This is a genomic window from Nostoc sp. CALU 1950, from assembly GCF_051172895.1.
Lineage (GTDB): Bacteria > Cyanobacteriota > Cyanobacteriia > Cyanobacteriales > Nostocaceae > Nostoc > Nostoc edaphicum_A.
Genome location: NZ_JBDNJQ010000059.1, coordinates 33052 through 44403, shown reverse-complemented (window position 1 = coordinate 44403; position 11352 = coordinate 33052). Strand labels below are relative to the sequence as shown.

Annotated in this window: 12 protein-coding genes and 1 pseudogene; 1 reads left to right on the top strand and 12 read right to left on the bottom strand. The window is 49.8% G+C overall.

All coding sequences use genetic code 11. The features are described from left to right. Positions 1–391 precede the first annotated feature (391 nt). Positions 392–1147 (bottom strand): helix-turn-helix transcriptional regulator, encoded by a 756-nt coding sequence (locus ABF638_RS17485; RefSeq protein WP_435024167.1) that lies wholly within the window; start codon positions 1145–1147, stop codon positions 392–394. Between the two features lie 273 nt (positions 1148–1420). On the opposite strand from ABF638_RS17485, the gene ABF638_RS17480 reads away from it, so the two are divergent. Continuing rightward, positions 1421–1621, top strand: coding sequence for a hypothetical protein (locus tag ABF638_RS17480; protein ID WP_435024165.1), 201 nt, complete (start codon positions 1421–1423; stop codon positions 1619–1621). A gap of 13 nt (positions 1622–1634) precedes the next feature. Here ABF638_RS17480 and ABF638_RS17475 read toward each other — a convergent pair whose 3' ends face one another. The 11 genes and pseudogenes from ABF638_RS17475 to ABF638_RS17425 form a co-directional block, all read right to left on the bottom strand. Then, positions 1635–3170 carry an alpha/beta hydrolase gene (locus ABF638_RS17475; RefSeq protein WP_435024164.1) on the bottom strand — a complete coding sequence of 512 codons (1536 nt, stop codon included), beginning with the start codon at positions 3168–3170 and terminating at the stop codon, positions 1635–1637. A 490-nt stretch (positions 3171–3660) separates the two neighbouring features. Further along, positions 3661–5724, bottom strand: coding sequence for a prolyl oligopeptidase family serine peptidase (locus ABF638_RS17470; RefSeq protein ID WP_435024171.1), 2064 nt, complete (start codon positions 5722–5724; stop codon positions 3661–3663). Positions 5725–5965: 241 nt separating this feature from the next. After that, entirely contained in the window at positions 5966–6712 is a 747-nt protein-coding gene (locus tag ABF638_RS17465; RefSeq protein WP_435024162.1) for an SDR family oxidoreductase, read from the bottom strand. 266 nt (positions 6713–6978) lie between these two features. Continuing rightward, complete coding sequence (locus ABF638_RS17460; protein ID WP_435024160.1) at positions 6979–7266, bottom strand: hypothetical protein; 288 nt, start codon at positions 7264–7266, stop codon at positions 6979–6981. Then, complete coding sequence (locus ABF638_RS17455; protein WP_435024158.1) at positions 7266–7721, bottom strand: peptidoglycan-binding domain-containing protein; 456 nt, start codon at positions 7719–7721, stop codon at positions 7266–7268. The genes ABF638_RS17460 and ABF638_RS17455 overlap by 1 nt, the downstream gene beginning before the upstream one ends. 119 nt (positions 7722–7840) lie before the next feature. Continuing rightward, entirely contained in the window at positions 7841–8218 is a 378-nt protein-coding gene (locus tag ABF638_RS17450) for a hypothetical protein (RefSeq protein ID WP_435024157.1), read from the bottom strand. A gap of 20 nt (positions 8219–8238) precedes the next feature. After that, on the bottom strand, positions 8239–8526 hold the full coding sequence (locus ABF638_RS17445; protein ID WP_096646670.1) for a hypothetical protein: 288 nt from the start codon (positions 8524–8526) through the stop codon (positions 8239–8241). A gap of 143 nt (positions 8527–8669) precedes the next feature. Then, on the bottom strand, positions 8670–9461 hold the full coding sequence (locus ABF638_RS17440; protein WP_435024155.1) for a CPBP family intramembrane glutamic endopeptidase: 792 nt from the start codon (positions 9459–9461) through the stop codon (positions 8670–8672). Beyond that, positions 9461–9667 carry a hypothetical protein gene (locus ABF638_RS17435; RefSeq protein ID WP_435024153.1) on the bottom strand — a complete coding sequence of 69 codons (207 nt, stop codon included), beginning with the start codon at positions 9665–9667 and terminating at the stop codon, positions 9461–9463. Before ABF638_RS17435 ends, ABF638_RS17440 begins: the two co-directional genes overlap by 1 nt. Continuing rightward, positions 9664–11184, bottom strand: a complete 1521-nt coding sequence (locus ABF638_RS17430) for a GMC family oxidoreductase (RefSeq protein WP_435024152.1) — start codon at positions 11182–11184, stop codon at positions 9664–9666. The genes ABF638_RS17435 and ABF638_RS17430 overlap by 4 nt, the downstream gene beginning before the upstream one ends. A 29-nt stretch (positions 11185–11213) precedes the next feature. Then, positions 11214–11330, bottom strand: a pseudogene (locus ABF638_RS17425) (SDR family NAD(P)-dependent oxidoreductase); the annotation flags it as partial. Between the last annotated feature and the right edge of the window lie 22 nt (positions 11331–11352).

Sequence of the window (11352 nt, the reverse complement as noted above, 5' to 3'; positions counted from 1 at the left end):
TCTGATTAACTCAGCCCTGCTGGGTCATTTTGTATGGCTTAGTCTAAACTCCAGTCAATCAAACCCAACAGCTTCTCCTGCACAGCAGTTAAATACGGTCGCTTCAACTCCCCCAAGTACTTCAGCACAGCACTTGGGGCATCTTCCAAATTTTCGTTTTTCCATAACCTACTGATGCAATCACTTACAGTAGGAGAAACAGCGCCATCGCTTATCTCCTAAACTTGCTGACACTCTTGGGGCAAGTCGTTGAAGGACTTCAGGTGCTGCAACCCAACCGTGTGTTCGCCATGCCAAAGGGGAGCAGTGAAACTGAGTACATTCACTGCGCTGAGTATTTCAAACCTGGATGACATCGTAATGACGCACCAGAAAATCAAGTTAATTGCATTTACCAAAAATTCTTTTCAATAGGATCTGAACCAATCAGAAAATCAAAATTACCTTCACCTCTGCTTCTCTTCAATGTTTCCATGATTTTTTTAGGGTTGTTATCATGGGGGCCATTGACATAAAATGGTTTCCCATCACGACCACATTCAATACGTATTGTCCCATCCCATTCTCCGATGTGCGAACGCGATTTAGAAAAGTCTTTGTGTGGTTGAAATCCTAAGCTTTCTGCGTATTCGCAAGCACTAAATATCATCCCTTGAGCAACTTCAAGGGGAACAAGGTGCGGTTTTCCGGGAAATGGCTCGAATAGTGATTCTGTAAATTCTTTAAATTTTATCCTGTCTACTGTACGTGGTGAGATGGTATCTTTAACACCCAAGCACCATATATCTAAAAGGTAGCTACAGACCGTGATTTGATTGTATCGAGCAACTCTTGCAATCACTACCAATCCTAAACCGCGATCGATATCGTCATTGTTTTTTACAGGTAGGATTTTTGTCAGCAGATTTTTGATGCTGTTTTCTGGCGGGATTTTCGGCAACAATTGGATAAGACTATCGCTTGCTAAACACTGATATACAGGGTCTAGCTCTCCTTTTGTCAATCTATCTAATGTGGTTTGCTGTGCTTGATTTTGAATCGCTGCATTCACTTCTGACACTTTAATACCCAATTTTCGGGCTATCTGTTTGGGTGTTAAATTCAATGCCCGTAAATTTATGATTTCTTCTTGTTGTGTTTCTGTCATAAATTACTACTTTCTACAAACAAGTAAGAGCGGAAATATTAAACCAAAGATTGCTTTTATTTGCTATTCTACAGCCGATTGAAGTCAAAACTGGATCACGTACACTATTTTTGCAACATGACTTCAAATGTGCTAACAAATTTAAATGGAGCATTACAAGTAGTGATTGCACCTGACTGGTTTTATCTTTGGCTTCGTTAATCAACAATTTATAACTGATGGTAAATTTATCACAGTGCTGTCTGCTCGTCCCACCTCATCAATATCCAGACTATGAACATCGACCAATTTCAGGAACTGAGGCAAAAACTGCATAAACCTGAACCCGTAATTGAATTCTTACGTTTTACAGGAGATCCAAATAATAAAACGCCCAGTCGTCGCTTTCGCCCCGCAGGACGAAAGCGCCTAGATATCTCGGTTGTGCCAAAAATATTATTGATACGGCTGGGCATTTTATTGGATCTCCCCTAGTGTCCCAACGCGCCTAAAGGACGCAGCGAGCGCCGTCTGCGGGGATTTTGAGACCGATGAGGTAGTCGGCGACGATGTCGTTGACACACGCATTGCCGGCGGTGAGGGCTACACCGTGCTGTTCGCCCTCGACGGTCAGCAGGCTTGCACCGAGCGTCTTGGCGAGGCTGATGCCGCCCTCGTGCGGGGTGGCCGGATCGCGGGTGACCGACACGACCAAGGTTTTAGGGAGTCCTTTGATGTTCTGGGCGTAGGGGTAGCCGAGGGTGGGTTTCACGCGCCAATGCTCACAGAAGTCGCGGGCGTTGACGGGTCGGCCAGTGTCCAGAAACGGTGCGACCTTGAAAATGTCGCGCGTCATCGCGCTCTCCTGCTCGGGCGTGTGGCGTTCCTCGTCGAGGCAGTTAATGGCCACCAGGGACTCGTTGCCATTGCCATAGCTACCGTCGGCACTGCGCTGGCTGAGGATGTCGCGCAAGAACAGCAGAGTTTTACCGCTTCCGGCCTTGAGTTCGGTGATGGCTTGGATCACCGCAGGCCAGAGCGTCTCGCCGTAAAGCCCAGTGGTCACACCGTCAATTACGGCGGTGTAAGTAACCTTGCGTCCGTCTGCGGTGATGATCGGTTTATCAATCAGTGGCCGCACGATCTGCTGGAAGGCGGCGGTAGCTTGCTTGGGATCGGTGCCGAGCGGACAAGTCGCGGTTTTAGCGCAGAAGGCCGCCATGTTGTCGAAGGCACGCTGGAAACCCGCGAACTGGACGAGGCGACGCTCGGTGGTGCCGATGGTGGGGTCGACCGCGGCGTCGAGCACCATGGCCCGCACGTTCTGCGGGAAGGTTTCGGCGTAAATCGCGCCGAGTCGGGTACCGTAGCTGGTGCCGAAAAAGGAGAGCTTTTCATCGCCGAGCACCGCGCGGAGTACGTCCATGTCGCGGGCGACATCGCGCGTGCCGACGTGAGCCAGCACGTCCTCACCGCCGGAACGCTCGGCGCATTTTTGGTACAATTGACGGGTCTCGTGGTCGGTGTAGTCGTTGCCCCCGGAGTTGATCGAGTTGACCAACAAGTCGGCCTCTCGTTCGGCATCGGTGAAGCAGTCTAGGGCTGGTGTCGAGGCCGCAACCCCGCGTGGGTCGAACCCGATCAGGTCAAACTGCTTGGCGATCGGACTGTCGGCCGAGGCCTTTGCCACCGTGACCGCGTAGCTCATCCCTGAGAAGCCGGGGCCGCCTGGGTTGACCAGCAGGGAGCCGATTCGTTTGCTCGGCTTGCCCTGAGCCGGTACGCGCAGCAGTGCAATCTGCGCGGTTCGCCCGCCGGGGTTCTGGTAGTCGAGCGGCACCTCAAGCCGGGCGCATTTGAAGGTGTCGTTGGCGAAGTCCTTAGCGTCGGCATCCGTAGTGGCGTAGCCCTCGCACGAGCCGAAGGTCAGCTTCTGGTTGTAGAAGCGTTCCAGCTTTGCAGGGATCTTTCCTCCTGGCTCTGACGGGTGCCCGAATGTGGGCTGGCCGCAGGCACTAAGAACCAATATCACCGCCCCAATCATTAGCGAGCTTCGGACGTGAGGCTTGCTCACAAGCATGGTTCTCCTCTTAGCGGAAACCGTTGGCTCACAGCCTTGTGTGGGTAGACCACGATCTTGCTTGTGGTTAGAAGAAATGTGAGACATGGGGATAAACTCCTTCGAGCTAGTTGTTAATGGGTTCAGGTATCAACGGGGTCATCGATGACCCCACCAAAGCGCGGACTGTAAATTAGTTTGTTAGGACTTACGCCTTGACGGAAATAGAGTGGTGTGAGGCGTTACCAAGAAAGGCAGAGGGCAGAGGGCACAAGGAAAAAAGTATTAATAGAAACTTCAGTTCTGGGTATAAAGCCCAGTTAAAAAAAGAATTGTATCGAGACGCATAGCGCGAGATACAAAGCGTCCCTGCTTCAATCCCACTTTTAAAAACGTGGGTTCCCTTCTGCCTCCTGCCTCCTGCCTTCTGAAGCTTCCTCGATTAGTTCGACGTATGTTGATTTGTTTGACGCGATCACTTCGCTGGCTTCACATCCAGCCCCGTCCAATGAGCGGCAAAAGCCCACATATCCGCCGTTTCCTCAATGATCTTGTCCGTAGGTTTGCCCGCTCCATGTCCCGCGCGTGTCTCGATGCGGACAAAGTGCGGCTTGAGTCCGATACCCGCTGCCTGGAGCGCGGCGACATATTTGAAGCTATGACCCGGCACCACGCGATCGTCCGTGTCGGCAGTGGTGGCGAGGATTGCGGGATATGCCTTGCCAGATTGGATGTTGTGATAAGGCGAATATTTCAAGAGGTTCCGGAAATCCGCTTCCCGTGCTGGAGACCCAAACTCGTCTACCCATGTTTTCCCGCTCGTGAACTGGTCGAAGCGGAGCATGTCCATCACACCGACCTGGGGCAGCGAGGCGGCGAACAAATCCGGGCGCTGATTGACCACCGCGCCAATTAGAAGTCCGCCATTCGAGGCGCCCTGAATCGCCAAGCCGTTTTGTGGGGTGATCCCCTGCGCCTTCAGATACTCGCCCGCTGCGATGAAATCATCGAAGACGTTTTGCTTATTCTGACGACGACCCGCTTCATGCCATGCCTTGCCATATTCGGAACCGCCGCGAATATTGGCGATCGCGTACACTCCGCCTTGTTCGACCCACCCCAGAGAATCCGGCGAGAAAGCAGGAACCAGGGGGATTCCATATCCTCCATAGGCATAGAGCAGGGTCGGTGCCGGACGGGTCACATCCTTGCGTCGGACGATAAACATTGGGACACGGGTGCCATCCTTCGACCTGTAGAAACGCTGTTCGACTGCGATCTGGCTGAGATCGATCGCAACCTTGGGTTGTGCCCACACCCGCGCTGTGTTGCTGGCGACATCATATCGATAGATCACGTCCGGAGCGTTAAAGCTGGTGAAGATGAAGAAGGTTTCCGGGTCGCTCTGTTTACCCTTAAAACCGCCAGCGGTACCGATACCGGGCAGCTTCACCACACCATCAGCCTTGCCATCGAGCGTGTAGCGTCGAACTTCCGTCTTCACGTCAGCCAGATAGGAGATCAGCAACCGTCCAGCGACCAGCGACGCATTGCCCAAAACCGAATCCTGCTCCGGCACTACATCCCTGCTCACTGGGTCAGCGGCGGCGATGTCCATCGTCACGACCTTGTAGCGCGGCGCGTCCTGGCTAGTCATGAGGAAGAACTTCGTCCCCACATTGCCGACGATCAGCCATGAATTATCAAGATTATCGACCAGCTTGCGGGGTTTCCAGTCGGCGCTCTGGAGATCCACCACGGTCAGTGTGTTGCCGATTGAAACGGGCGTGGAAACAATCGCGACGTAACGCCCGTCTTCGGTGATCCTCAAGGTATGCAGCATATTCTGCTGATCCGGGTTTGTATAGACCAGCCGATCTTGCGCCTGGGGGGTGCCGATCGCATGAAAATAGACGGCATGGTTGGCTACGCTTGCTTGCGATTCGGTGTCCTGCTTCGGTTCAGGGTAACGGGCGTAGAAAAAGCCAGATCCATCCTTAGTCCATGCGATGCTGGTGAATCTCGCCCATTTGACCTGATCGTCGAGTACCTTGCCCGTGTTCACGTCCAGTACCCGAATCGTGCGCCAGTCGGTACCGCCATCCTGCACCGCATAAGCCACGCGCTTGCCATCATCAGAAGCTGACCACTCGGCAAGTGCGGTCGCCCCGTCCTTTGCCCAACTGTTCGGATCGATCAGTACGCGCCCTGCGCCATTCACACTGTCGCGGACATAGAGAACCTGTTGGTTTTGAAGTCCGGAATTATAGAGGTAGAAATACCGTCCACCTTTCTTGACCGGAATAGAGAACCGCTCATAGTTATACAACTGTTTCAACCGATCTCTGAAAATCTCTCGACCGGGCAGCGTATTGAGATGAGAGTTGGTGACTTTGTTTTGCGAATCGACCCAGGCGGCGACTTCCTTGTCGTTGCAGACATCGTTTTCCAGCCAGCGATAGGGGTCGGCGATCGCCTGTCCGAAATGTTCTTCGATGACATCGACTCGCCTGGTTTCAGGATAGGTGATAGGCATCATGGTTGTGAACTCCGAGCAAGCGGAGGCGAAATGAGTGGTAAAGAGTAGCGCCAGAACGAAAAGGGCTACGCGTTGCAGCGGTTGAAATGAGAGTCGAAATCCAGAGAGGTCGAATTTCAGTGTCTCTTGTCGTGATTTTGCAGTTTTAAACATTGGTCTGCCCTGCGGCAAAGTCGCTATCTGCGAGATTCATATCGGTGTCGATCACTACTTGGTCGCAACGTTTCGCACTGCCTTTCGACTACTGCGCTACAAACCCACCGTCTATCATCAACGTTTCACCTGTTACGAACGATGCCATGTCAGATGATAAAAACAGGACTGCATTTGCAACTTCAAGCGGTGTTCCAACTCGTCCGATCGGGTGAAGTCCTGCCAAGTAAGCTTTGACTTCATCTGTAGCTGCTTCAAACAGATATGTTTGAATTGACCCTGGTGCAACACCATTGATGCGAATACCCGCTTTGGCATATTGGAGTGCAGCAGCTTTTGTTAAACCTACTACCGCATGTTTACTCGCGGTGTAGAGGAGTATGTTAGGAAGTGCAATGACTCCAACCGCAGATGCCGTATTGACGATTGCACCACTTCCCTGTTTCAACATCTGAGCGATTTCATATTTCATCGACAACCAAACGCCTTTGACATTGACGTTCATCGTGCGATCGTATTCCGCTTCTGTTTGCTCAATCAAAGAGGGATTTTCACCGACCGTTCCTGCATTATTAAAGGCAATATCTAACCGACCAAAAACGCTAACCGATTTATCAACCATTGCTTTAACATCGGCTTCTTTCGTGACATCTGCTTGCACAAAAATAGCCTCTCCGTCAGCTTCCTGAATCAATCGAACAGTTTCTTCACCTTCATCAATTCGACGACCCACCACCACCACCTTTGCTTGTTGTTGAGCATAAGCGATCGCCGTTGCTCTACCAATGCCCGATGTTCCTCCAGTAACTAACGCCACTTTATCTTGCAGTATCATCCTGTTTCTCCTGTTTCAATCAATATTGACCTTCAAAAATTGAACTCCAATCGCATCTCAGCCCATGCCAGCGACTGCGATCAGCGGGATAGTAGGCAGGTTAAAAACGACGTGAACGACAAGAATCCTTCATAGTTGCCTGAGCGCGATCGCTGCGTTTGCCGCTTCTAAAATTGCTTTATTGTTCTCTGACATCTGAATCTCTCCTCTGTTCAAAGCAACAAAGTGGTGTGAGTTGTTTGCTGTTGCCCCTCACTGGTTTACTTCTAGGGACTGGTAAACGACTTACATTGAATCGCCTTCACATTTCGCAGATAGTCCAACTGTGGCTCGAAGTCAGTCGGACAGAAGACATAAACATTGTCCTGCGACCGGCTAATGACTAAACGGTAGCTGGGTGGAATTCCTTCAGAACTTTCGATCACTTCGATTCTGGGAATCACTTGTGAACTGACTTGAGCCAGGGATGGAAAATTGAACAGTAGGAGTATGCCGAACAGAATTGTGATTGCGATTGTGGTTGTGATTTTGGTTGAAAGAATCTTTCGGTTCATTAGAAATCTCTTGTGGCTTGTGGTTGTGTAATGTTCTGTTGTTTCCAGGGAAGTGGCGATCGATAGGGGTTTGCGTGCATATCCAGGACTTCCCAGGTGGTTGGATTGACTCGCCCTGTAACTGGGATTTTGTATCGTCGCTGGAGATCGCGTACCGCAGACGCTGTTACCGCACCAAAGATGCCATCGACGATCGCCCCTCTTGGATTGTCTAACCTCACACCTGCGGCTCCTAAAGAGCCACTGTCTTGAAGGATGTGCTGTAACAATTGCACGTTTCTGCCGCGATCGCCTTGGCGTAAGGTAGGTAAGGTTAAATCAGTGTAGGCAGTGGCGATCAGAATGGGGGAGGTTTGTTGTGGAGGAATGCTGTGGGCGATCGCGGGATGAGTGAATGAACCTCCGAGCAATCCTGTAGCGATCGTTATTAATCTGAAAATGGTTTGAAGTTTCATGATTGTCCTCCTGATGGATCAGTTCTAGTTAGCATCGATTTCGTGTCGGAGTTATTACTCCATCTGCTTGCTCCGATCGGTGTAGAGCGAGTTCGTTTCAGGATCATCTGATTTAGACACTAATGTTCAGAATTCACTTGCCATGTAATCACAATGATTTCTGCAAACCCTAAGACAAATATTAGCCGCGAAAACGCTTGTAAAATGGCTTCCATCGTCCAGTTCTGACTCTGAACCTCCCAGATCATCCAAACAATATTGAATCCAATCAGCAACCAGGGTAGAATTACCGCTGAATTCCGTCTGCGATAGAAGCGGATCGTCCTCTCGCGCCAAAATGGGAAGGTGCTGAGGAGACAAACAATGTAGGAGGTTCCTGCACTGATGAACAAGCTTCTTTGAAGACCCGAAGGCAGGTTTGGGTATCCAAGTGCGATCGCACTCAGGCAAACTCCGAGCGCGAGGTACAGAAAAGTAAACAAGGTAAATCGTTTCATTATTTCTTCTCCGGTGAAGCTTATTCTCTGTACCACACACGCACACATTGAAAGCAATTGACTGTAACGCCCTGGCTGATCATCACTGGGTAGACCCCATTACTGACTGTCACGCCGTAGACACCATCACTTGTGCTTTTCAAGCTATCTGGTAAAACAACGGTTTCAACATTGATCACCTGTATCGTTGTATTTTCAATCCACTGATTGACCTCACTCACAACCTCAGAGAAGGATTCATAATCGGAAGCTCCGCCGAAGGGTCCCCGTTCAGTAATCCGAGGCGCAAAATCTTTGCACTGAATCATTTGATTTACCACCTTAAAACTGTAGAGTTGAGCATCAATTCAAGTAGTGGGCATTGCCCAGCATTTTTAAAACCTTTCTTTTTAAAACCTTTCACGGTAAAGCTTTGTGGGCAGTGCTAGCCCTACGATATCTATTCCAAAACTTAAGCCAACCTTGCCAGTAAACCGCTAAGAACAGAGGCAAAAACATGAAAGCTGATATGGGCTAACATTGCAGCTTCTAGCGAATATTGCCAAAAGAGCCAGCCAAACGCAATCCCCACAATCCCATTCAGTAACAACGCCCGAATAATCACAACTGGAGTGAGGGGAACGATCGCGGCAGTCGCTGGCAGGTGTAGTAGTCCAAATACCAACGCGGCTAGAACGATCGCACCCTGGTAAATCCCTTGACTTGGCAACGTAACGCCTTGTTTTAGCCCTTTCCACGCGATCCAAACAAGCAGCGACATTAAACCCCAGCGCATCAAAATTTCCTCAGTGATGCCGCCATAGAACATTGCTGTGAGAAAATTCAACCAACTTGGCTCTGTATTATTGGCTGCCCGTAGCGCTTCAGGTAAGACAGGTTGCATCAACTGATCGAGCAACAAGAGAACGATCGCCGCCGCTGCACCCACACCCAAGCTCCACTTCATCTCAACGGCAAAAGATGGAGACTTAGCGGTGTGAAACACCCAATGATCAATCAAATGGGAGCTTAATCCAACACGATAGGCACAACCAATTCCGATTAAAATGCTGATTGCCAGTAGAATTGAATACTGTAGTCCTTGCAGAAACATTAAAATCCCTAATGGCGGCACTTTTTCCAGTATTTCTGGAGACAGTTTCGCTAACTGTTGCTCGACTAAAGGAATAGACGCGATCGTGAACATGACAATTCCCACACTGCCCAACCCAAATAGAATCCCGAATTGTTTCAGAATTGCCATTAATTTAATCTCCAGATATTAGAACACTGGGCAGGCACGATCGCTAGCAAATCGTAGGTAATCATCTCGGTTTGTGCTCGTGTAGTCGTATGAATGTTGCCAGGAGCCTGTTTTGCTTGGTCGTAGGTGCGCTCGGCATACTCTAGAAAAGCTGGTTGATAATAAGGTGATCGTAATCGTAACCGAGTCACTGAAATGACTGTCATGAATTTTTCCTGATTAAATCTGCTGCTTTTTCACCAATCATGATGGTCGGTGCGTTTGTATTTCCTGTCGTGATCTTTGGCATGATAGAGGCATCAACAACTCGCAACCCTTGAATGCCATGTACTCGAAGTTCCGGGTCTACCACCGCCATCAGATCAGTTCCCATTTTGCAAGTGCCGACCGGATGGGACACTGTGCTAGCAGTGTCCCGAATGTATGCTTCAAGGGCTTCATTACTCTGAATGTCGGCACCCGGAGCGATTTCTGCACCGCGAAACTCATCCAAGGAACTGGTATGAAGTAATTGCCGCATTAATTTAATTGAGAAAACGAGCTTTTGCACATCCGTTTCACTTTGCAGATAGTTCATCTGAAACTGGGGTGGATCTGTGGAATCAGACGAACGCAAGCTAACACTACCGACATTTTGCAGATGGGTCAACGTGACAGCCCCTGTAAATCCAAACTCAGCGGGAGCATAGCCAGGTGGAAGGAACTGGGTAGGATTGAAGAAGAACTGCAAATCAGGTGCAACCTCCGAATTGACCTCGCTATGCAGCAATAGTCCAGCTTCTCCAATCCCGCTCGTGCTTGCGTAGTGTAGATCCTGAGTTGCTTGATACACAATAGGAATAAGAATATGGTCTTGCAAGTTTTGACCCACACCGGGTCGATCGGCTACGACCGGAATATTGAGCGATCGCAGTTCTTCTGCATTACCAATTCCAGACAACATTAGTAGTTTCGGCGAATCGAACGCACCTGCTGATAAAATCACTTCCTGATTGACCTGAACTTGATGCCGGGTTCCTTCGTGTAGATATTCCACTCCAACGGTGCGGGTTCCTGCAAATAACAATCGAGTCACCAATGCTCCAGTGGTGATGGTCAAATTGGAACGCTGGAGAATGGGTACAAGAAAAGCCGCAGCAGCACTATGCCGCTTGCCATCTTTAATCGTAACTTGATAGCGTCCTGCTCCTTCTTGTTGTTTAGCGTTGAAGTCAGGGTTATAGTCATATCCGGCTGCGACGCAAGCCTCTACAAATCGTTGAGCGATCGCAGTCGGCGCAATCAGATCGGTTACACTCAGTTCCCCATCAATTCCATGAAATTCAGATTCACCTCGTAAGGAGTGTTCCGATTTTTTGAAATAAGGTAAAACATCCTGATAACTCCAACCGAAATTTCCCAATTCCTTCCAGTGGTCATAATCATGAGGATTGCCTCGAACATAGGTCATGAAATTAATCGAACTGCTGCCCCCCAGAACTTTGCCACGGGAACAGAAGATTTTGCGGTGATTCAGGTAGGGTTCTGGCTCGGAGAAATAGCCCCAGTCCACATCAGTTCCTAACAGATTGACACATTCTGCTGGAATGTGAATCTCTGGTTTCGTATCTGGATTGCCTGCTTCGAGAAGTAACACAGTTGTTTCAGGATCTTTGGTCAACCGATTGGCAACCACGCAGCCTGCCGAACCTGCGCCGATCACAATGTAGTCGTAGTGAGTCATATTCTCCTGGTTGAGTTTGGGGATTACAAAGTGTAGGTGAGCGCGACGGCTGCCCCATCGTGAGCCAGACGTTTGGCGATCGCCGCTCCTAACCCGCGTGAACAGCCTGTAACCAGTGCAACTTTGCCCACAAGTGTTGTCGTCATGATGTATTCCTTTATGGGTAAA

Bases quoted from the DNA above. Each gene is read 5' to 3' on its own strand.
- ABF638_RS17465 (WP_435024162.1), bottom strand. From the start codon at position 6,712: ATGATACTGCAAGATAAAGTGGCGTTAGTTACTGGAGGAACATCGGGC.
- ABF638_RS17470 (WP_435024171.1), bottom strand. From the start codon at position 5,724: ATGATGCCTATCACCTATCCTGAAACCAGGCGAGTCGATGTCATCGAA.
- ABF638_RS17455 (WP_435024158.1), bottom strand. From the start codon at position 7,721: ATGAAACTTCAAACCATTTTCAGATTAATAACGATCGCTACAGGATTG.
- ABF638_RS17430 (WP_435024152.1), bottom strand. From the start codon at position 11,184: ATGACTCACTACGACTACATTGTGATCGGCGCAGGTTCGGCAGGCTGC.
- ABF638_RS17435 (WP_435024153.1), bottom strand. From the start codon at position 9,667: ATGACAGTCATTTCAGTGACTCGGTTACGATTACGATCACCTTATTAT.
- ABF638_RS17485 (WP_435024167.1), bottom strand. From the start codon at position 1,147: ATGACAGAAACACAACAAGAAGAAATCATAAATTTACGGGCATTGAAT.
- ABF638_RS17440 (WP_435024155.1), bottom strand. From the start codon at position 9,461: ATGGCAATTCTGAAACAATTCGGGATTCTATTTGGGTTGGGCAGTGTG.
- ABF638_RS17460 (WP_435024160.1), bottom strand. From the start codon at position 7,266: ATGAACCGAAAGATTCTTTCAACCAAAATCACAACCACAATCGCAATC.
- ABF638_RS17480 (WP_435024165.1), top strand. From the start codon at position 1,421: ATGAACATCGACCAATTTCAGGAACTGAGGCAAAAACTGCATAAACCT.
- ABF638_RS17475 (WP_435024164.1), bottom strand. From the start codon at position 3,170: ATGATTGGGGCGGTGATATTGGTTCTTAGTGCCTGCGGCCAGCCCACA.
- ABF638_RS17450 (WP_435024157.1), bottom strand. From the start codon at position 8,218: ATGAAACGATTTACCTTGTTTACTTTTCTGTACCTCGCGCTCGGAGTT.
- ABF638_RS17445 (WP_096646670.1), bottom strand. From the start codon at position 8,526: ATGATTCAGTGCAAAGATTTTGCGCCTCGGATTACTGAACGGGGACCC.